The organism is Dyadobacter beijingensis DSM 21582 (assembly GCF_000382205.1).
Taxonomy (GTDB): Bacteria; Bacteroidota; Bacteroidia; order Cytophagales; family Spirosomataceae; genus Dyadobacter; species Dyadobacter beijingensis.
In genome coordinates, this window is sequence record NZ_KB907786.1 from 840,722 (window position 1) to 861,358 (window position 20,637).

Below are 20,637 nucleotides of genomic sequence, written 5' to 3' on the forward strand. Positions count from 1 at the left end.
CCTGAATTAGGTCCGGGGCAAGGGGATTTTTTGTCATGCTTAGTTGCCAGAGGCATCTGAGCGCTTATTGCCCCGGAATGAAGTCCGGGGATTTGGGGAATGTTCATTGTTTTTGCAGGATTTTTTGAATTAATAATGTCTGTTCTTCATTGGCATGGGGCAGGCTTGCTTGCAGGTTGGCTGTCAGGGATTTTAAAAGGGGGATGCCGTTCAGTTTTTTCAAAATCGCGACTTGCATCGCATAGCCTGTTTTCAGATAAGTTTCCCAGAGCCAGCTTTGCCTTTCCTGTGTTTTGAAAAAATCATTACCCGTATGCTGTAAGGCATATTTGGCAATGAAGAGGTTTTTCCCCCCGATAATGGCCTCGATGTCTTTCTCGAATGGCTTTTTAACCGTGCCGCCCGCATCCATCACCCTGGCCATCGCCCAGTACTGGTAATGGTGGTTTTTGCTTTCGAGAAAGGTGTGCAGCAACCCATCGTTCGAGTAGGCTTCGATAATCTTCTGCATTTCGGGCACGGCCTTTCCATATGCGATGTGCCACAGCGTGTAGCAGGTGTACACGGCGCCGTCGATGACCTGGTTTTTAATGGTTTTCAAAGTCGCGCCGGCCTTCGCGTCCACGGAATCGGTGAGCTTATCGGTGCCTTTGGTAATGAGGTCTTCCATTTTGAGGTCTGCAAAAATGGAATTGGGCTGAATGAGGATGTCCTGCAACTTCTGGTAGTCGGCTTCCTTGAACTCGTCGTGATCGACTTTGGTGAGGACTTTGCCTTCGGGCAGGTCGTAGCGCTCGTAGTTGCCCAGCAGATCCCAGTAAAAATTGACATACACCGGTTTGCATTCATTGGTATAGCAAACCGGCGTGAATATGTTCCTGAAAAAATACTGCGGCCGGCCTTTGTCGTCCAGCGCGAGTTTCAGGGTGTAGGTCAATGTGTCGTTTTCGGTGATTTTGAACTCGCGGACGCGCTCCCTCGTGGTGTAAGGGGTGCAGCATAGCGAGTACAAAAGCAGTAATTGGATCATTGTATAATTTTTTCAGCGGTCATTATGGAAGCCCTCCGGGGCTCGTTGCGTCTGAATGCTGCGATTGCTGGAAACAGGTGGCCTCTCCGGGGCGGGGCGAAAATTGAAAGGTCGCCGGGACATTGCACGCTGCGATCGTCCCGGAGGGACTTCCTGTTTCTGGCAAAGCATTGGTTTCAATCACATTTCGGCTCCGGAGGAGCCTCCTGTTGCCCCTTTTATTTCCAATCCGGGTTCTGTTCCAGTTTCGTATTCGCGTTGATCTCGTCGAGCGGGATCGGGAAATACTTGTTTTTGGCCGTGACGTTGCGGGTAGGGTACACTTCGTTCACCGCTTTCGGGATCACGGTCAGGAACTTGCCCGTGCGGGTGAGGTCGTACCAGCGGTCGCCTTCCGCGAAAAATTCCCATGCGCGTTCCTGCAAAACGGCTTCAATGAATGCATCCTTCGTAAGGCCGGTTTTCAGGTTGGCGAGTCCCGCCCGTTTCCGCACCGGGTTTACGAAGTCATAGGCAGCGGCCGAGGCACCATTCAACCGCGCTTCCGCTTCGGCGGCGATCAGGTAGACGTCGGGCAGGCGGAAAATCGGGATGTTGGGGATCATACCTACCGTCGAAACCGGGTCCTGGTACTTTTTGATCAGCACGCCTTTCGTGGTAATGGGCGTAATGCTCCGTTGCGGGACGGTTTTGCCGCTTTTGTCTATATAAGTCGTATCGAGCAGCAGGCGGCGCTTGTCGGTCGGGTCGAATGAACTGAAAAACGCCTGGTAGGCGAACATCGAACCGTAAGAAGTGCGGGCATATTCAGGTCCCGCGCTTCCCGGAGGGCCGCAGAGGCCGGTGAGCTGGTGCCCAAGTCCCGGAGATACCGGGTCTACCTCGAATGCCCACATATTTTCGATGCGCGCAGCGTCTTCCTTGTCATATTTGTACACATCGCGGACGTCTTCCATGAGCGCGTATTTGCCCGAAGCGATCACGACTTTGGCTTGTTCGAGCGCTTTGGCCCAATCTTCGTTGTACAATGCGGCTTTGGCATACAACGCATTCACCACCTCTTTCGCCACCCGTCCTTTTTCCACGGCCGGGTAGGAAACCAGCCCGGAGGCCAGCGCCTGGTCGAGGTCGGCGTAGATTTGCTTGTAAACGTCTGCTTTCGGGCTTTTGGCCGTTACCGCATCTTCTTCCGAATAGCTCGGCGAGATTTTTACGGGAATATCCCCAAAATTTTTACTCAAAAACCAGTGATAGAATGCCCGCAGGAAGTATGCTTCGCCGAGGATCTGCTTACGGCGCGTTTCGTCCATATTCGCTCCCGGTACTTTGGCAATCACCCAGTTGGCCTTCTCGATGCCGGCGTAGCACGACTGCCAGATCTGCTGCGGCGATTCGTTAAGCCGCGAGTTGCTTTTCTGCGTCGTGTAGTTGACGTCATAGGTAAACTGCGTGAGCGTGTTCCGGCCCACCACGCCGCGCGGGTAGGTCTGGTCGTCGCTGAAATCGGCGATGAGCGTCAATGCGGGCCCGCCGCCCAGGCCGCCCAGCGCGCCGTAGACAGAAATAAGCCCTTTTTCCGCGTCTGCCGCGGTTTTGTAAAAATCTTCTGTATAAATAGACGAATAGATCGTCTCGTCGAGCTGGCAGGAAGGTGCGATCAGCGCCGTGCCGGCCATGCCCAGGTATGTCGTGATTTTCAGTAGTTTTTTCATAAGAGGATTCAGGGAAAATTAGAAGGTAACCTGGATTCCGCCCAGGAACGACTTGGCTTGCGGATACACGAAGTTGTCGATACCGATGGCCGTGTTGGAACCTGCATAGGTATTCACTTCGGGATCAAAACCGCTGTAATTCGTGATTGTGAACAGATTGTTCGCGCTTACGTACACGCGGATGCCCTGCACGCCTTTGAAGCGGGGGACCGTGTAGCCGAGCGTGATGTTCTTGCAGCGCAGGTAGGAGCCATCTTCCACGACGTAATCGGTAATGGGCAGGCGGCCGCCCTGGAACCCGCTCACATACTGGTTGCTGGGGTTGGTCGGCGACCAGCGGTCTACGACGCCTTTCAGCAGGTTACGCTGGCCGAGGGGGTTTTCAAAAGAGAGGCGGCTGGCATTGTAAATGTCGTTGCCCTGGGAGCCCGAGAGGAATGCCGCCAGGTCAAATCCCTTGTACGACAGGTTGGTAGAGAACCCGTAAATGAATTTCGGATTGGGGTTGCCCGTGATCACCTGGTCGGCGGAGGTGATCTGGCCGTCGCCGTTGACGTCCTTCACCTTGTGGCCGCCCACACGTCCGTCGTAGCCGGGCAAGATCGTTTCGCCCGTCTGGTTAATGCCGTCGAAAACATAGGATTTGAATATTCCGAGCGGCTCGCCCACTTTCAGGACGGTGTAGGTCGTGATAAAACGTTCCTGCGTCACGCCGCCGTCCAGGCCGAGGACCTTATTGCGGTTGATGGTGGTATTAGCCGAGACATCCCATTTAAACGTGCCGTCGAGAATGCGTGCATTCACGGCGAGTTCGAGCCCTTTGTTCTGCAACCCGGCGTAGTTGCCCGTGATGGTGCTATACCCCGAGCTGAGCGGCAATGTTTTTACGTACAGCAGGTCGTTGGTTTTCTTGTGGTACACATCGGCGATGACGCTGATCCGGTTGTTGAGCAGGCTCAGATCGATCCCGAAGTTGGTCTGCTGCGAACGCTCCCAGCGCAGGTCGGGGTTCGCGATGCGCGTCGGGTCTATGCCCGTCACGTAGCCGTGGTTGAGCATGTAGTTGCTGCCATTGGCGGCCACGACGGCCAGCGATTGATACGGATCGATACCGCCTGCATTACCCGTAATCCCGTAGCTTCCGCGCAGTTTCAGGTCGGAAAGCCAGGTGATGTCCTTCATGAATGGTTCCTCGATGAGGCGGTAAGCCGCCGACACCGCGGGGAACACGCCATATTTGTGGTTCGCCCCGAATTTGCTCGATCCGTCCACGCGGGCCGTCAGGTCGAGGAAGAATTTATCCTTGAAACCGTAATTGACACGCGCCAGGTAGGAGTCGAGGCGCTGACTGCTGCGGAAGCTGCTCACATTGCGCGTCAATGCAAGCTGCATCGCTTCGTTGCGGGTAGCGTCGTTCGGGAAGCCCGCAGCGCTCAATGTATTATCGTTGTACTGATCGAGCTGGGTACCGAATACCGCTGTGGCTTTGAATGAATGGTTTTTACCAAAATTGGTTGCGTAGGTCAGGATGCTTTCGTGCAGCAATGCGAGGCCGTTGACATTCTGCTTGGTACCGCTGCCGGAGGCGTCGGTCAGGTCGCTTTTGTTGACGATCGAGCGCGGCGAATAGAAATCGTACAGCTCGCCTTTCTGGTCAATATTGAAAGATGCCCGGTAAGTAAGCCCTTTGAACAAACTGAAATCGCCGTAGACGTTGGCCAGCGTCCGCTTGATGGCTCTTTTGTTAAGTATATCGATGAAATTAAGCGGGTTCACGACCTCGCGGTACTGGCCGCCGGCCTGCTCGCCAAAGGGGAAAATGGTACCGTCCGGGCGGTAGGGTTGCAGGGTAGGCGGGGCGCCTATGGCCGCGCCGAGGACTGTGGCCGTTACCACGCCGGCGTTGCCGATATCGGTGCTGCCCGTTTGAATACCGTCGGCCACTGAATAGCTGCTCAGGATGCTCGTGCCCACTTTGATACGCTTGCTGATCTGATGGTCGAGGTTGAGGCGGAAAGAATACCTGGTAAATGCCGAGCCCCGCAGCGTACCATCCTGGTCAAAATAGTTGAGCGAAAGCGCCAGCTGCGTCTTTTCATTCCCCCCATTGATCGAAAGCTGGTGGTTCTGGATCGGCGCTTTGCGGAAGATCACCTTCTGCCAGTTCACGCCCTCGCCGAGCGAGGCAGGATCGGGGTAGTAGTTATTTTTAAAAACCTCGTTCTCCACCTGCGCAAATTCGGCGGCATTCAGCACGGGCAGCATTCTATTCACTTTCTGGGAACCGTAGTAGCCATCGTACGTCACGCGGGTAGCGCCGCTTTTACCGCGTTTGGTCGTGATGAGCACTACCCCGTTCGCGGCGCGCGCACCGTAAATGGCCGATGCGGACGCATCTTTCAGTACTTCCACCGACTCAATGTCATTCGGATTGATGGTCGAAAGCGGGCTCACGTCGTTGATGCCGCCGCCATTCGAAATCTGGATGCCGTCCACGACATAAAGCGGTTCCGACGAGCCGTTGATCGAGTTGGTACCCCTGATCCGGACGCTCACGTTACCCCCCGGCGAACCGGTATTCTGGTTGATCTGCACCCCCGCAATGCGCGATTGCAGGCCCTGCGCCACGTTCGCGACGGGTGTTTGCACGAGGTCGGCCGCCTTCACGGAGGCGATGGAGCCGGTGGTTTCGATCTTGCGCTGCGTTCCGTAACCTACCACTACTACTTCTTCGAGCGCCTTGGTGTCCGTTTTCAGGGAAACATTAATGCTTGACCGGTTGCCGATCGCCACCTCTTCTTTCAGGTAACCCAAAAACGAAAACACGAGTGTGGCGTTGCCGGCCGCTTCGATGGAATACAGGCCTTCCGCGTCGGTGAGGGTGCCGGTTTGGGTGCCCTGCACGGTAATGCTGACACCCGGGATCGCCTCATTTTTATCGTCGGTCACTTTGCCTTTCACAGTCACATTTTGTGCGAGTAGCGACTGCGTGATGCCCAGGCACAGGAAGCCGAGCAGGAACAAGTCACGTATTTTTTTCTTCATGCGGGTAAAATATTAGGGTTTGATCAAAAAGGGTAAAATTGAAATAGTACAATTTTAATTTGTTGAAATGGTACATGTCGGGGCTGTCTGACTAACCGGCCAGCCGTCGCGAAATGCGGTATTAACCTAAATATAGCTGCGTTTAGAGGCGGCATCAATGTAGTTTTAAGCCAGAAATTTCCGGAAATCGAACAAAAAGTATCGGTAACGTTTGCGGAGACGTTACCGATATATGGTTTTGCTGATGATTAATTGGAAATTTCTATATTTTTGTGAGTGGGGATGTTTGCCTAGGAGGAATTGCGGTTTGGAATGCTATATATTTAAAAAGTACAAGGATTATGATTCAATGTGTGAAATGCGCGCAGGTGGATGGTATCATGAAGGCCGGCTATGTGCGGAACAAGCAGCGGTACCTGTGCAAATGGTGCAACTACTATTTCACGCACGCCGAACGCGATGATACCGTCGAATCGCTCGTGAAGCGCAAGCGGCACCAGACGACGATCATCGACATCGCCAAATCGCTCGGCGTGTCCAACTCTACCGTCTCGCGCGCACTGCATGGGCACGCGGACATCAGTCCCGAAACGCGCCAGGCTGTGCTCGATAAGGCCGCTCAGCTCGATTACCAGCCAAATCAGCTTGCTTACAGTCTCGTCAAAAGCAGGACCAACACAATTGGAATGATCGTTCCGGAATTCCAGAACCAGTTTTTCCCGAGCGTGATCATCGGCGCGCACGAGGTACTTACCGAGGCCGGCTACAACCTCACGATCATGCAAAGCAACGAGTCGTACCAGGTAGAAATATCGAATACGAAGGCCATGCTGGCCAACCGCATCGACGGCCTGCTTATTTCTCTCACGCAGGAAACGAATAACTTCGACCACCTGAGCCTGTTTGCCAAGCGTGGCATTCCGCTCATCCAGTTCAACCGCGTCTGCGACCAGATCGACGTGCCGAAAGTGGTCGTGAACGACTTCGAAGCCTCGTTCCAGGCCGTGGAACATCTGATATTGAATGGTTACGAACGCATTGCCCACCTCGGGGGCCCGCTCACGTTGCAGGTAAGCCAGGAGCGCTTGCGGGGGTACAAGGCAGCGATGGAGAAGTACGGCAAGTCCATCGACGACCATATGATCATCCAGGGCATGCTCACTCAGCAAAAGGCCCGTATTTACGGCCAGTACCTGCTCGACCTCGCCAATCGCCCCGACGCCATTTTTGCCGTTAACGACTCGTCGGCGATCGAAATCATGCTCATGGCGCGTGAAAAGGGCATCTCGGTCCCCGACGAACTCGGCGTGGTCGGTTTCAGCGATAATGCCGAATCAGCCTACATCGGCCCCGGCCTCACGACCGTCCGCCAGCCCACCAACCAGATCGGGCGTACTACGGCCGAGTGGGTATTGCAGCTTGTGGATGCGGAGGAGATTATCGTGAACGAGAAGCAGGTTTTGAGTACGGAGTTGGTCGTGCGCGGGTCGTCTCGGCGGTGTAGGTAGGTTTGGATAACAGGTATTTAAGGCTTAATTTTAAACGAAGTTTTACCCATACACACCTAAACAAAAAAGTAATGAAACTTGCTCTCCCATTGAAAAAGCGGCAATCCATTCTAAATATCTTCAAATTCCTGAACCGCCATCATGCTTCGAATGCGGATCAGGAAATGGATACGACTGCATATCTGATGAAAAGCCCGGCAAACAGAGCACGTTTGCTGAAAGCAATGCAGGACATCGAATCCGGAACCAACATTTTTCCCCGCGACCTTACTGATCTGTGATGCTCTCATGGCATCCTGATGCGTGGGAGGATTACGTCGAATGGCAGCGGGTCGACCGGAACATTGCAAAACGAATCAACGAATTGATCAGGGAATGTTTGCGGACCCCGTTCGAAGGAAAGGGAAAGCCGGAATTGCTACGCTCGAATTATTCAGGCTTCTGGTCTCGGAGGATCACCGAGGAACATCGGTTGGTTTACAAAGTTGCCGATGGCTGCATTATCATCGCTCAATGTAAATACCATTATTGAAATTTTAAAGCCACGAAGCCACGAATTATCACGAAGAATTTATTCGTGCTTATTCGTGTATTCGTGGCTAATAAAAACAAAAAGTGCGGCCCCAAAGAAGCTGCACTTTATTAACTACAGAATATAATTATGAAACTCTTATGAGGGGTTAGCTCAGTGCTTCCCTCAATACTTTCAGGCTTTTCGGCACCGCTGTGGCCGGGTCTTCTTTGCCTTCCATTTCCAGCGAGACGTAGCCTTTGAAATTCGCTTTTCTTAAAATGCCCGCGATCCGTTTGTAGTCGAGATCGAGGTCGTAATAGTGACCGCCGCCGTAATAAGTCTTGGCCTGCACGATGGTCGCGTAGGGTGCCAGACGTTCGAACTGCGGGTAGGGGTCGCCCACGAAATTACCTGTATCCACATTCATGCCCATAGCGGGCGACGAGGCCAGCGGTTTGTAGATTTCAAGCAGGTAATCGATGTTCGACGACAGCCCCCAATGGTTTTCGATCGCCAGCACAACGCCCGCCTTTTCGGCTGCCGCCAGACATTCCTGCATCGATTCGATACACCATTTAATGGCGTCCTGGTCGGTGAAGCCCTGGATCGGCGGCTCTTTGCCATCCTTGTAATAGTTGGCGTCGCGCTTCACCGTACGCCAGCTCCCGGTGTTCATACGGATCGCCGGAATGCCCATTTGGGTCGCAAGGTTAATACATTTTAGGGTATGTTCAATGTCCTTTTTGCGATCTTCCGGCTTGGGCTGCACAAAGCTCTGATGAATAGAGAGTAGCGGAAGCGACAGCCCGTTGTCGAATGCAAGCCTTTTCAGCTTGTTCATGTAGGGGACAGTCTCATTGTCCATTTGGCGGTGCAAAATTTCTACGCCGTCGAAGCCGAGCCGGGCTGCGTCTTCGATCACATTCTCGATCGGGTATTTCTTCTCCTGGAAATGCCAGTAGGAATAGGTCGAAACGGCGATGGGAATCCTGCGGGCCGCTGGTGCCGGAGCCGTAGGCGCTGCCTGTGCTACGTGGCTGGTCATGGCGGCCGCCCCGCCGAGTGCGATGGTTTTCAGCCAGTCGCGCCGTGAAGTATGATCCTGTTCGTGAGGTACCATTGCGTGAAATTTTGGATAATAATATTAAAAATTTGTCACTTTTATGGATTTTGTTTCAAAACGGCAGCGCCCATGATATCGATCTGCGCCTGTGGGATCGGGAAGTACTCGCTTTTGCCCTTCACAAAGGTTGCCCCGGCAAGGTATGTACGCTTTTTGCTTTCCTTGGAAAGGTAGGCATTCAGGATCACGTCGGCATTGCCCCAGCGCACGAGGTCGAAATGGCGGTGGCCCTCCATGGCGAGTTCCAGGCGGCGTTCGAAGCGGACCGCTTTGCGTGCATATTCCTGGCTGGCGAATGCAGGATACGTTTTCACGAGGTAGTTGGCGGCCGGTTTTCCGGCGGCATCCATCACTACTACATTGCCCGCGCGGGTACGCACCTGGTTCACGAGCTTCAATGCGGTGGCAAGGTCGTTGTCTTCGGCGGCCACTTCGGCGCGCATCAGGAGCACGTCGGCGAAGCGGATGGCGCGGTAGTTGTTTGCATTGGCGCGGGGCGATTCGGCTCCGGCATTTTCACCGCTGTATGCGAAGAATTTTTTGAAGGTATACGGGCCTCCGAAGCTCTGGTCGCGGATCCAGTTTTTACCCGGGTGAATGCCCCAGTTCAGGAACGGTAGTCCGCGGCGTCCTACTGTCCAGTCGAGACGGGGATCGAGCGTGCCCTCATAAGGGGTAAATGCATCCGACGAAGAAAGGCCTTCATCATTTTTCACATCCACATCATTGAACGTATCGAGCAGCGGCAGGCCGTTCGCGTCGGTTTTGAATGCGTTCACGAGGTTTTGGGTCGGCTGGTAAAAACCGCAGCATCCGCCCGGTGCCGAGCCGTAAGGGAAGTTATAGTTATCTCCCCAGCTGCCGTTCTGTCCGGCACCACCATCGGCTACCGACATTTGCACTTCAAAAACCGATTCCGCATTGTTTTCGGTCGTGATGCGGAAGTTGTCGTGAAAGCTGTTCACGAGCGAGAACGGGCCGTTGTTGATCACGTCGTCGAGGAGCGGCTTGGCGGCCTGGTAATCCTGCTGGTACATATGCACTTTGGCGAGGAATGCTTTCGCTGTCCATTTGCTGGCGCGGCCCACCTGCGCCTTGGTCGCGGAAATGTTGTCGATCGCGAACTGGATATCGGCTTCGATGTTCGGCCAGATATCCTTATCGTTGGGCAGGTTAATGAAATCGGTCACCTTTTCGTCCACGTAAGGCACCATATTCCAGAGTTTTTTCGCCTCGAAATGGTACCAGGCGCGGAGGAAACGTGCTTCGCCCAATGCCTGCGCCTTTTCGGCCTCGGTCATGTCGGTGGCTTTGGCAATGAGGTTGATCACGTTGTTGGAGCGCGAAACACCGTCGTAAACGGCCACCCATTTATCATTGTAAGCACCGATATCCGCCTGCGGAATATACCGTTCGATGGTCGTGATCTGCGCCTGGTCGCCCACGTCGCTGCCTTTGTAGGCATCGTCGGAAGCGACGGAACCGTAGATCCAGTTACTGACCGACGAGGTGTTCACCGGCCCGGACCCCACGCCGTCGAGCAAGCTGTATGCGCCGATGAGTACGGCATTGATCCCGGTTTTGTTGGCAAGCATGGCTTCGTTACCCACGCCGAGCGGTGTCGTTTCGAGAAAACTGTCCCCGCAGGAGGTGAGCACACCCACGCAGACCATTGCTGTTAATGCTAATACGCTCTTTTTCATATCGATAATGCTATGATACCGTGTTTAAGATGTTAGTTAAATCAATCAGAACCCGAAGTTGATACCGATCTGGTACATCTTCGAATTGGGATAATTACCCTGATCCACACCGAACACGGTGCTGCCCGGCGTCGAACCCACCGAAGTTACCTCGGGATCGATACCGCTGTATTTGGTGATGGTGAACAGGTTTTGCGCCTGCAAATACACGCGTGCGCTCTCGAAACCGATTTTCGACAGGATGCCGGATGGCAGTGTGTAGCCGAGGGTCAGGTTTTTCATGCGGAAATACGAACCGTCTTCGATGAAATAGCTGGACGGCTGCTGGCTGCGGCTGTCGTTCGCGTCGAGGATCGGGAGTACGGCGTCGGGGTTTTGCGGCGTCCACGAGTCGTTGAGCATGCGGAGGCTGCGGTTACCCGCCTGGTTGTTGAAGTCGATCCAGCGTTTCACCATGTTCAGGATCTGGTTGCCCTGCACGCCCTGGAAGAATGCCGAGAGGTCGAAATTCTTGTAACCTACATTCAGGTTGATACCGTATGTGAAATCCGGGTGGGGGTTGCCGATAAACTTGCGGTCGTTGTCGGTAATGGTGCCGTCGCCGTCGGTATCGTGGTATTTGTATTTACCAACCGCGGCATAGCCGGGGTATTTCGGGCCGTTATCCACTTCACCCTGGTTTTGGTAAATACCGTCGATCTGCAAGCCGTAGAATGAGTAGAGTGGCATGCCGGCCACCGAGCGCGTCCAGGTATAGCTGCGGATCGCCGGGCCGAGGAGTACGGCGGTAGGGCTGCTGTTCAGCTTTTTTACCTCGTTTTTGTAGGTAGAGAAATTCACGCCCACGGAGTAGGTAAGGTCGCCGTTCAATGCTTTGTTATTGAAGTCGATGCCGAGGTCGATACCCTTGTTGTTCATTTCGCCCACATTCACAAATGGGATCGTAGCCACACCCTGGGTAGCAGGCAATGCCACCTGGTAAAGCATGTCGGACGTGGTACGGTTGTACAAATCGAGGTTGAGGCCGAACATCCCTTTCAGGAATGTCGCGTCGATACCGACGTTGGTCTGCGTCGTCGTTTCCCATTTCGCGTTCTGGTTACCGAATGCCTCGGTGTCGAAGCCCGGCTGCACGGCGTTGTTCGAACCGTCGATCGCGTAAGAAGACTGGCTCAGGCTCGACCGGTAGGTGCTGAAACCGTTGTAGTTACCGATTTCCTGGTTGCCCGTTTGTCCCCAGCCTACACGCAGTTTCATATCGTCCAGCCAGGGAATGCTTTTCATGAAGCTTTCTTCCGACAGGCGCCACCCCGCACTGAACGCCGGGAATGTACCGTAGCGGTTGTTCTGGCCGAAGCGCGACGAGCCATCGCGGCGTACGGTCGCTTCGAGCAGGTAGCGGTCCTTCAATGCGTAGTTGATTTTTCCAAATACGGAGAACAATGCCCATTCGTAACCCGCGCCGGTGTTGGCGATACCTGCCGTACCGGAGTTGAGGTACATATATAAAGGATCTTCCGAGAAGAACGTGGTCCGGGTCGCCGAGAAATCGCGGCCGGTGCCTTTAATGGCCTCTGTACCGGCGAGTACGCTCAATTTGTGGGCTGTACCGAAGTTTTTGGTGTAGTTCAGCGTGTTAGACCACGTCCAGTTCACGTCGTAGGCATTGCCGTTGGTCATGGCGTTGGCCGCTTCGATCTCCGCTTCTTCGAGGTCGAGCAGGGTGTAACCTACCCGGTTGGCATTGGTGAAGTCGATACCGATGCTCGATTTTGCCGTGAGGTCTTTCAGAATATCCACTTCCAGGTACGCGTTACCGAATGCGCGGAGCGTGTTGGTCTGGTTGTTGCGTGAGCGCCAGAGCTGCGCCACAGGGTTGGTAGCAGGGCCGAGGCCCGCCGCGCGGGTGGCCGCGAAGTTGCCCGCGATGTCGTAGACCGGGATGATCGACGGGATGCGGTACCCGTTACCGATCGGGTTGCCGTCCTGGTTGTTGGTGCTGCTGGCGGTTCCGTTGGCATTGTAGTACCCCTTGTTTTCGGTGTAACTCACTTCGAGGTTCTCGCCGAGACGAATGCGTTTTTTGAACGAGAATTCCGTATTCGAACGGATGGAATAGCGGTCGAATGAAGTATGGATCAATACCCCGTCCTGTTTGAAATAGTTTAATGCAATGGCATAGCGGCCGTTTTCAGTCCCGCCGTTTGCGCCGATATTATACTCCTGAATGGCAGCCGGGCGAAGGATCTCCTGGTGCCAGTCGGTACCGGCCTTGTTGGCCTTTACGATCTGATAGAAGCCGGTGCGGTTGTAGTTATACAGCGAAGGATTTGTCTTTGGATCGCCTTCAAAAAGGCCATAGCTGGATCCCGCCAGAATGTAGTCGGGCACGACGGCGTTGGCGCCATTGCCATATTGCTGGTGCGACGGGTTACCGTTCGTGAGCACGCCCGCATTCTTTCGCTGCGTCCAGAGCAGGTCGCCGAATTGCTGCGGGTCTTTGATCAGACCCAGGTCGACTTTACCCGTTTGCAAACCTGCGCGCGAGTTGAATGTAAATCTCGGAGCGCCCACTTTTCCTTTTTTAGTCGTAATGATGATTACCCCGTTCGCCGCGCGTGAACCGTAAATGGAAGCCGAGGAGGCATCTTTCAGTACCTGCATCGACTCGATGTTGTTCGGGTTAATGCTGTTCAAGCCGCCCTTGGTAGGCACGCCGTCGATAATGTAGAGCGGATCGTTGTTGTTGATCGTGCCGAAGCCGCGGATACGGACGGTGGCTTCACCGCCGGGGGTGTTGTTGGACGTCACCGTCACACCCGCTACGCGTCCCTGCAACTGCTGCGCCACATTGGGAGCGGCCACTTTGGTCAATTCGGCAGCGTCAACGGTCGACACCGCGCCGGTAATGTCGCGCTTTGATTGGGACGAATAGCCCGTTACCACCACCTCGGTCAGCGATTTAATGTCCGATTGCAGCGTCACTTCCACCATCGTTTTGTTGGCAATATCCACTTCCTGCGTCAGAAAGCCGATTGTGGATACCACGAGCGTGGCGCTGCCGTCGGGCACGTTCAGGGAGAAGCCGCCGTCGGCATCCGTGGTGGTACCGATGGAAGAGCTGCCTTTGAGGACGATCGTCGCGCCCGGAATGGCACCGCCGGTTGCATCTTTTACTTTTCCTTTGATCTGAAAATCAATGGACTGGATTGTTTTGATGGACGTTCCGGTACCCTCCGGCAATGCCGGTTTGGAAGCGGCTCTTTTCAGTAATATCTGTTTACCGGAAACTTCGTACGACACTTGCAGGGGTGTCAGGAAGTTGTCGAGGATCGCTTCCAGCTTTTCTTCCTTGGCGCTGAAAGTAACCTTGCGTTGCGAGCGGATGAGCTCGGGACTGTACATGAAATGCACGCCGGAGATTTTGCCGATCTGTTCCAACGCCGCGCCGATTTTCTGCTCACGGATATTGATCGTCAACCGGCGGTTGAGCACCTCCTGCCCGAAGCCGTCAAACGCGACGGCGAGCCCGGAGAACTGTATGATGATGAACAATTGTATGAGGCTGATTCTCATAATTTTGAGCAGGTAACTCTGCCGGTAAAAGGTTTTTTTCATACTTTTGTCTGTTTTGTAGGTTTAAAAAAAATCGGCAAAATAATTCCCGTGTCCCGCAGACTTCTCGTCGGTGGACCTTCTTAGCGCCAGCACAGAAAGAGGGGATTTCAATTGGGTGAATGATGTTGGTAGCATCGTTCACCTTTTGTTGTTTTTACTCAAATGGTCAGGTTTTAGGGTGGATAATCAGTTACATGGGTTTCCGGTAATGGTAATGCTGTCCTGTGCGATGGTATACCTGGCTTCCAGGATGGTACAAAGCCATTTCAACTTGTTTTCGAGCGGCTCGTCGCCCAGCGTGGCGGTAATGCTGCAATGCGCCAGGCTGGGCCGGTCGAACGCGATATTGACGCCATACGCCTTTCCCAGCGCCTCGAAAACTTCCGCAGCCGGGGTTTCGGAATAAGTGAATTCTTGATTTTCAATAGGGATATTCAGCAATACAGGGCTTTTGAGCGCCGAGCGTACAAGCTTCGCGTGTGCGCGCTCGAAGGTGGCCTGCTGATTGCAGGTAAGCAGGAGGGCAGGGGAGGCTTTTTCGGTAAAAACGGAGACTTTCCCGGTTTTGACGGCGACGGTAATCTCTTTTTCGTCGGCAATGGCCTTGATACTGAAACTGGTACCATGCACTTTTGCCGTGACCTCACCCGCGTACACAAAGAACGGCTGATCCGGATTCTTGGTCACTTCAAAAAATGCTTCGCCGGTCAGGTATACCTCGCGTTTGGTGCCGTTGAAGGCCTGCGGGTATTTCAATGTGCCGCTCCGGTGCAGCACCACTGAGCTGCCGTCGGGCAGCTGCACATATTTGAACGCCCGTTCCATATTGGAAACTTCGATGAATGGCGAACGGGAGTTTTCCATGCCCGGTGCCGTGGCGAGGGGTTTGGTATGGTGGTAAATGCGAAAAATGGCAAAGCACAGGCCGGCGACGATGAGCAGACTGGCCGCCACATTCCAGCGGGAAAGAAACATGGGGAAGAATGCGTCCCGCTTCCGGTTTTCGTGCCGCTGTTCCTGCCGCCGGGCGATTTGCAATGCGTCGCTGATGCGTTGGTTGATGTATTCGTCCGTCAAATGGGCGTCGCGTACCGGTACCGCACGGGCAATCCCGGCTGCCTCCCGGAGGATTTCGCTGCCATTTTCGTGCGCTAGTGCCCACTGTTTCCATACCGCATCATCCGCCGGACATTGTCCCTGCGCCCAGCTTCTGAAAGCAGGGTTTTCCAGCAGCGATTGCAGTAAATGATCGGATCTTTCGGGCAACATGCGGAATGAATGTGTTTTTTATACATTATCCCTTTATTCGGCCGGAATACTCAGTGTTGCCTGAAAATTTTTTGTTTTTATTGAAATCTAAGAGAAGATTTGGCAAAAGGAGTACAGCATAATAGAAATGGAAGGTGGCGTTTGCCACAGCCCGCGCAGGTTAGCCAATGCCCGCTGGATAATATTGCTTACCGACTGCGCATTGATCGAGAGCAGGTTACCGATCTCTTCGGGCATGAGATTCTGGAAAAAACGAAGATAAATCACCTCCTGCTGCCGCTCCGAAAGCCGCGCGAGGGCCGTCCTGACCTGCTGTTTGAGCATCAGATCGTTTTCCTGGCTGATCCAGCTCTCTTCCCGCGGGAAATCGGCATACAGGTCGTCGCATTCGCCGGTCAGTTCCGTTTCGTCCGCAAGCGGCCTGATCGCTTTGAGCATCCGGTGCCGGAATGCTTTGATGAGGTAAAATTTGACGGACGCGGTGTCGTTGATCGTCGCGCGGTGCAGCCAGAGGTGTACGAGCAGGTCCTGGATCACATCTTCGGTCAGCTGTACGTTCTGGGTGAACCTTTGGCCGTATTGAAAGAGCGTCCGGTAGTGCCGCCGGGCGAGTTCGGTGTATGCGTGCTCGTCCCCACCACGGAACGCATTCCAAAGCACGGCATCGTCGGTATGTTGGCCAAATGCAGTCAAGAAGGTTAGTCAGGTTAACGGGGGGATTAATCAAAAATAGGCAATGCGATTTGGATATAAAATACTCTATTGTATATTATTGGAATAACCAAATTTTATTACTCTATTTTACCAGAAAGCCGTTGTTTCGGATTTGGAAGCGGCAATTTTGAAGAGGATCCTGCAAGTAGAGAATCTGCCGGACCGCGCTTCTACTCAAAAAAATCGAAACTATTTTATGAAAAGAATGTACACAACGGCGCTGCTCCTGCTCGGCATTTCGGGCCTGCATACGGCCGTAGCCCAATCTCCGCCCGACTATAAATCGCGCCGGGGACAGATCCTGCACAACATCGAAGGCGTGTTTTATGAATCGTCCACCGGCCTGTTTATCGAAACGAACGGCAAGAACGAGAAGCCGCATTCTTACCTCTGGCCGCTGTGCGCATTGCTCCAAGCCGCCACGGAATCGGAAGCGGTGAGCCCCGGCAAGCAATACATGAAGCCCGTCCTCGGCGCGATCCGTCAATACTACAATACCAGCGCTCCTGCTCCGGGTTATCAGGCGTACGTAACGAATGAGCAAAAGGATTCACGTTTTTACGACGACAACCAATGGATCGCCATCGCGTGCCTGGATGCCTACAACCGTACGGGCGAGAAGGATTACCTGGTGGTGGCCGAAGAAATTTACAAGTTCATGATGACCGGCTACGACGACAAGGCCGGCGGCGGGCTATATTGGAAAGAAGACGAAAAGAACACGAAAAATACCTGCTCGAACGGCCCCGGTATCCTCGTCGCATTGCAATTGTACCAGATCAAGAAAGATCCTGAATACCTGAAAACGGCCGTCAGCTTGTACGACTGGACGAAAAAGAACCTGCGCTCGGCCGATGGTACCTACTATGACGCCATCAAGATACCGTCCCTGAAAATCGATTCGGCCAAATACAGCTATAACACCGGCACGATGTTGCAATCGGCTGTGCTGCTGCATAACGCTACCGGCAAGAAGGAGTACCTCGATGAAGCCAAAGCACTGGCCGAGGGTTCCAAAAGGTATTTTTACCGCAACAACAGGCTGCCCGACAACTACTGGTTCAACGTGGTGCTGCTTCGCGGCTTTGAAGAACTTCACAAAATCGATCCCCAAGCCGGCGATTTCCGCATTTTCATCGCCGACGCCGAGCGCATATGGAAGGATGAACGCGACGAAAAGGGCCTCCTCGGCCGCAAACCCGTCAAAACCCTGATAGACCAGGGTGCCATGCTGGAAATGTACGCCCGGCTGGAAAGGCTTGGGGCGAAGTAGTGATATAAATGCTATTATAATGCAAAAGCACCGACTGATAATTCAGCCGGTGCTTTTTGATGATCTATACTTTCCTATTCCGTATCCTTATAAACCCCAAATTCGCTGATGGCAATGCTTACAGGCGACTTGGTGATGCGGAGGCGGACTTTTTGCGAGGTAATGGGTACATCCAGCTTCGCGAGACGTTTTGCACCTACGCTGGTGCCTTTGTAGATTTCCTTCCATTCGTTGCCGATCCAGGCGTCTACCGCGAATTCTTCGATGCGCTGTCCGAGCTTGATGTACTCCTGCAAGCTGATCACATCGAAAATAACCGGCTGGTTCATCTCGATCACCACTTCCGGCGTTTTGAAATCGTCGTCGGTGGCCCAGTAGGTGTCTGGCTTGCCGTCGAGCAGGTTTTTGGCGCTGTAAATGGAGTTATAACCACGCACGTTCACGGCCTTCGACGAGGCGCGGGCAATGAGGTTGGTCGCGAAGGTGTTCCTGACGTGGTCGCCGAATGTTTTGAGGGCCGCCACGTCGTCGCTATGGAGCTGTCCGCGTGTGTCGGGCGCCAGGCCAAGGTCGAGGGCTGCGCCGCGTCCTACGCTTTTGAGGTAAAGGTCAAACAGCTTTTCAGGCGTTTTGGGCTTCTCGTTGGCATGGTAAAACCAGCCTTTGCGCAACGGAACGTCGCATTCGGCCGGAATCCAGAACTTCCCGCCGCGGGTACCGCCCGGGTTCTCGGTCGCATTGGCCTGGCCCGGCACTGCTACATTCTGTCCCTCCGAAGGTTTCGGCGTGAGCGTGGCCCATGATGTCGGGTTTACGCTGCCGTCTTCGTTGCCTGCCCAGCGCACATCCCAGCCGATGTCGCTGAAAATGTTAGCATTCGGTTGCAGTTTGCGGGTGTAGTTGGTCCAGGTCGAATCCCATTGGTAATAGGTCGTGTTGTCGATCGAGCGTTTTTCGCGGGCGCCGCCGTAGTAGCCGTCGCCGCCATTCGCGCCATCGTGCCACGACATGAACAGGTCGCCGTAATTGGTATACAACTCCCGCAGCTGTTCACGATAGATCTTAATGTATTCAGGCGTGCCGTATTTCGCATTGTTGCGGTCCCAGGGCGAGCAATACACCCCGAATTTGAGTCCATGCTTGCGCGCGGCGTCCGCCACCTCGCGTACGAGATCGCCTTTTCCTTCCCGGAAGGGGCTTTTGGTGATGTTATAGTCGGTGGTTTTGGTCGGCCAGAGGCAAAAGCCGTCGTGGTGCTTCGCTACGAGTACGATACCGCGTAATCCGCCGGCTTTGGCGGCCTGCACGATCTGGTCGGCATTGAAATCGGACGGGTTGAAAGTCTTCGGATCGGCGTCTCCGTAGCCCCATTCCTTGTTTTCGAAGGTGGTCGGGGTGAAGTGCATGATACCGTAAACTTCGGTTTCATGCCAGGCGATCTGGCGGGGTGCGGGCAGGGCTCCGTATGGTTTGGGAGGTGTTTGTGCAAAAGCGATCGACGCCGTCAGGCAGAGGAGACCGGTTATTTGTTTGATCATTTTGAAAAGGTGTTTCTGATGATACAGTCAGGGGTTATCGCGGTAGTGAGCAAATGAAAAGTGAAGATCGTTCTTTTAACAGAGTTCACAAATTTTTTGGCGATGTTCCTCACGTGTCACCATTGAATCGGTTGAATGTACTAGTGCCGAAAGCTTAATTAATCACAAACAAATAAGCCGGCTGCGTGCCTGTTTCTGCTACTGTTTTGGCCGGGAGCTCGATGGCGCCGTTCTTCACTTTCAATGCCTTTTTATTGCCTGCGAATGTAATTTTGGCTTTCGGAGCCAGGTCAAGGCCTTCCGGTTTTAAACTTGCGGGCAGCTTTTCGCCGTTTTCTGCGAGGTAGAAGGCATAGGTGGTATTGCCCTTTTTGGTGTAAGCCCATTTGCCTGCGCGGTAGGGCGCCTGCGGTTTGGTATCGTAAATGCCGATGCCATTGACATTCATCCACTTACCCATTTCTTCCAGCCGCGTGTAGGCCTCTTCGTGCCATTCGCCGTCGGGGCCGGGAGCTACGTTCAGGAGCAGGTTACCGCCTTTGGCAACGATATCCACCAAAGTATGCACCAGTTTCTGGGTCGATTTGAAGTTCTCTTTCGGGATATACGACCACGAGTCGCCCATCGTCATGCAGGATTCCCAGGGGATCGACATATAATGATCCGGGATCGATTGCTCCGGCGTTACGTAGTTCTCAAACTCGCCGGTAACGGTGCGGTCCACCACGAGCAGGCCCGGCTGGTGCGAGCGGGCCATTTTGGCAATGCGCGCCATGTCGATATCCTGGTCGTACGGTATTGTTTTCTGCCAGCTGATCGTCGTATCGATCGTGCTGGCGGGGCGTACCCAGCCGCCGTCGAGCCAGAGAATGTCCACCGAGCCATAGTCCGACATCAGTTCCTCGATCTGGTTGTAAGTGAAGTCTTTAAATTTGTTCCAAAGCTCCGGGCGCTTTTTGGGGTCATACGACACGTTGCGGTCCTTCGGCGGGAAGTACGGCCACCAGTAGGATTCCGTATGCCAGTCGGGTTTCGAGAAATAGGTGCCGGTCATGAAGCCCTGGTTGCGGAATGCGGCCAGCACTTCCTTGGTCACGTTCGCCTTCGGATTGCTTTTGAATGGCGTGTTGGTGATCTTGTAATCAGTGTATTTCGAGTCGAACATCGAGAACCCATCGTGGTGCTTCGTCGTGAAAACGACATATTTCATACCCGCACCTTTCGCCGCCGCTGCCCAGCGCTCGGGGTTGAATTTGACAGGATTAAATTCCTTCGCAATATCCTCGTACGCCTTTTTGTACTCGTACCAGTCGTGCGAATGCGGGCCGCGGCGTTCGCACCAGCCCTCGTCTTCCGGGCAGAGCGACCATGATTCCACGATTCCCCATTGGCTGTACGTGCCCCAGTGCATCAGTAACCCGAATTTGATATCCTGCCACTTGGCCAGCTTTTGCTGCACCAGCGGGTCGGTGGGTGCTACATATTTGGAATGGTTTTGCTCCGAATGCTGCTGCGCATATGCCCCGGATGCAAAGAGCAGCCCGGCGAGCAGCATAGCTGTCGATCTGAGATTCATTGGATAGGTTAAGT

At 54.0% G+C, this 20,637-nt stretch carries 14 protein-coding genes; 4 read left to right on the forward strand and 10 right to left on the reverse strand.

Annotated elements, in window-relative coordinates:
• Window positions 1–103: 103 nt before the first annotated feature.
• The 3 genes from H144_RS0103560 to H144_RS0103570 form a co-directional block, all read right to left on the reverse strand.
• Window positions 104–1,030: a hypothetical protein gene (locus H144_RS0103560; protein WP_019940660.1), complete on the reverse strand. Its 927-nt coding sequence runs from the start codon at window positions 1,028–1,030 to the stop codon at window positions 104–106.
• A 218-nt stretch (window positions 1,031–1,248) separates the two neighbouring features.
• Window positions 1,249–2,742: a RagB/SusD family nutrient uptake outer membrane protein gene (locus H144_RS0103565; protein WP_019940661.1), complete on the reverse strand. Its 1,494-nt coding sequence runs from the start codon at window positions 2,740–2,742 to the stop codon at window positions 1,249–1,251.
• A gap of 18 nt (window positions 2,743–2,760) precedes the next feature.
• A complete protein-coding gene (locus H144_RS0103570; protein WP_019940662.1) occupies window positions 2,761–5,787 on the reverse strand; it encodes a SusC/RagA family TonB-linked outer membrane protein in 3,027 nt (1,008 codons plus the stop codon).
• A gap of 341 nt (window positions 5,788–6,128) precedes the next feature.
• Between H144_RS0103570 and H144_RS0103580 the strand changes: the two genes are divergently transcribed.
• From H144_RS0103580 to H144_RS0103590, 3 genes are all read left to right on the forward strand, one after another.
• Window positions 6,129–7,295, forward strand: a complete 1,167-nt coding sequence (locus H144_RS0103580; protein WP_019940664.1) for a LacI family DNA-binding transcriptional regulator — start codon at window positions 6,129–6,131, stop codon at window positions 7,293–7,295.
• Between the two features lie 71 nt (window positions 7,296–7,366).
• Window positions 7,367–7,576, forward strand: a complete 210-nt coding sequence (locus tag H144_RS0103585) for a type II toxin-antitoxin system Phd/YefM family antitoxin (protein WP_019940665.1) — start codon at window positions 7,367–7,369, stop codon at window positions 7,574–7,576.
• Window positions 7,576–7,827 carry a Txe/YoeB family addiction module toxin gene (locus H144_RS0103590; RefSeq protein ID WP_019940666.1) on the forward strand — a complete coding sequence of 84 codons (252 nt, stop codon included), beginning with the start codon at window positions 7,576–7,578 and terminating at the stop codon, window positions 7,825–7,827. Before H144_RS0103585 ends, H144_RS0103590 begins: the two co-directional genes overlap by 1 nt.
• 148 nt (window positions 7,828–7,975) lie before the next feature.
• Here H144_RS0103590 and H144_RS0103595 read toward each other — a convergent pair whose 3' ends face one another.
• The 5 genes from H144_RS0103595 to H144_RS0103615 all read right to left on the reverse strand — a co-directional run bounded on the left by H144_RS0103595 (window position 7,976) and on the right by H144_RS0103615 (window position 16,215).
• Window positions 7,976–8,929 carry a sugar phosphate isomerase/epimerase family protein gene (locus tag H144_RS0103595; RefSeq protein WP_019940667.1) on the reverse strand — a complete coding sequence of 318 codons (954 nt, stop codon included), beginning with the start codon at window positions 8,927–8,929 and terminating at the stop codon, window positions 7,976–7,978.
• Between the two features lie 41 nt (window positions 8,930–8,970).
• Window positions 8,971–10,635 (reverse strand): RagB/SusD family nutrient uptake outer membrane protein, encoded by a 1,665-nt coding sequence (locus H144_RS0103600; RefSeq protein WP_026350388.1) that lies wholly within the window; start codon window positions 10,633–10,635, stop codon window positions 8,971–8,973.
• Between the two features lie 45 nt (window positions 10,636–10,680).
• Window positions 10,681–14,253 carry a TonB-dependent receptor gene (locus H144_RS0103605; protein WP_019940669.1) on the reverse strand — a complete coding sequence of 1,191 codons (3,573 nt, stop codon included), beginning with the start codon at window positions 14,251–14,253 and terminating at the stop codon, window positions 10,681–10,683.
• Window positions 14,254–14,439: 186 nt separating this feature from the next.
• Window positions 14,440–15,522 carry a FecR family protein gene (locus H144_RS0103610; RefSeq protein ID WP_019940670.1) on the reverse strand — a complete coding sequence of 361 codons (1,083 nt, stop codon included), beginning with the start codon at window positions 15,520–15,522 and terminating at the stop codon, window positions 14,440–14,442.
• An 87-nt stretch (window positions 15,523–15,609) separates the two neighbouring features.
• Window positions 15,610–16,215, reverse strand: a complete 606-nt coding sequence (locus H144_RS0103615) for an RNA polymerase sigma factor (protein ID WP_019940671.1) — start codon at window positions 16,213–16,215, stop codon at window positions 15,610–15,612.
• A 217-nt stretch (window positions 16,216–16,432) separates the two neighbouring features.
• Here H144_RS0103615 and H144_RS0103620 point away from each other — a divergent pair, with 217 nt between their 5' ends.
• On the forward strand, window positions 16,433–17,509 hold the full coding sequence (locus tag H144_RS0103620) for a glycoside hydrolase family 76 protein (RefSeq protein WP_157504423.1): 1,077 nt from the start codon (window positions 16,433–16,435) through the stop codon (window positions 17,507–17,509).
• Window positions 17,510–17,583: 74 nt separating this feature from the next.
• On the opposite strand, the gene H144_RS0103625 is transcribed toward H144_RS0103620, so the two are convergent.
• On the reverse strand, window positions 17,584–19,047 hold the full coding sequence (locus tag H144_RS0103625; RefSeq protein ID WP_019940673.1) for an alpha-L-fucosidase: 1,464 nt from the start codon (window positions 19,045–19,047) through the stop codon (window positions 17,584–17,586).
• A 154-nt stretch (window positions 19,048–19,201) separates the two neighbouring features.
• Window positions 19,202–20,623, reverse strand: coding sequence for an alpha-L-fucosidase (locus H144_RS0103630; RefSeq protein WP_019940674.1), 1,422 nt, complete (start codon window positions 20,621–20,623; stop codon window positions 19,202–19,204).
• Window positions 20,624–20,637 lie beyond the last annotated feature (14 nt).

What these genes read in the sequence shown, in the direction of transcription:
- H144_RS0103565 (WP_019940661.1), bottom strand. Translation starts at nt 2,742, where the DNA reads ATGAAAAAACTACTGAAAATCACGACATACCTGGGCATGGCCGGCACG.
- H144_RS0103570 (WP_019940662.1), bottom strand. Translation starts at nt 5,787, where the DNA reads ATGAAGAAAAAAATACGTGACTTGTTCCTGCTCGGCTTCCTGTGCCTG.
- H144_RS0103595 (WP_019940667.1), bottom strand. Translation starts at nt 8,929, where the DNA reads ATGGTACCTCACGAACAGGATCATACTTCACGGCGCGACTGGCTGAAA.
- H144_RS0103620 (WP_157504423.1), top strand. Translation starts at nt 16,433, where the DNA reads ATGAAAAGAATGTACACAACGGCGCTGCTCCTGCTCGGCATTTCGGGC.
- H144_RS0103605 (WP_019940669.1), bottom strand. Translation starts at nt 14,253, where the DNA reads ATGAAAAAAACCTTTTACCGGCAGAGTTACCTGCTCAAAATTATGAGA.
- H144_RS0103600 (WP_026350388.1), bottom strand. Translation starts at nt 10,635, where the DNA reads ATGAAAAAGAGCGTATTAGCATTAACAGCAATGGTCTGCGTGGGTGTG.
- H144_RS0103590 (WP_019940666.1), top strand. Translation starts at nt 7,576, where the DNA reads ATGCTCTCATGGCATCCTGATGCGTGGGAGGATTACGTCGAATGGCAG.
- H144_RS0103585 (WP_019940665.1), top strand. Translation starts at nt 7,367, where the DNA reads ATGAAACTTGCTCTCCCATTGAAAAAGCGGCAATCCATTCTAAATATC.
- H144_RS0103580 (WP_019940664.1), top strand. Translation starts at nt 6,129, where the DNA reads ATGATTCAATGTGTGAAATGCGCGCAGGTGGATGGTATCATGAAGGCC.
- H144_RS0103610 (WP_019940670.1), bottom strand. Translation starts at nt 15,522, where the DNA reads ATGTTGCCCGAAAGATCCGATCATTTACTGCAATCGCTGCTGGAAAAC.
- H144_RS0103630 (WP_019940674.1), bottom strand. Translation starts at nt 20,623, where the DNA reads ATGAATCTCAGATCGACAGCTATGCTGCTCGCCGGGCTGCTCTTTGCA.
- H144_RS0103560 (WP_019940660.1), bottom strand. Translation starts at nt 1,030, where the DNA reads ATGATCCAATTACTGCTTTTGTACTCGCTATGCTGCACCCCTTACACC.
- H144_RS0103625 (WP_019940673.1), bottom strand. Translation starts at nt 19,047, where the DNA reads ATGATCAAACAAATAACCGGTCTCCTCTGCCTGACGGCGTCGATCGCT.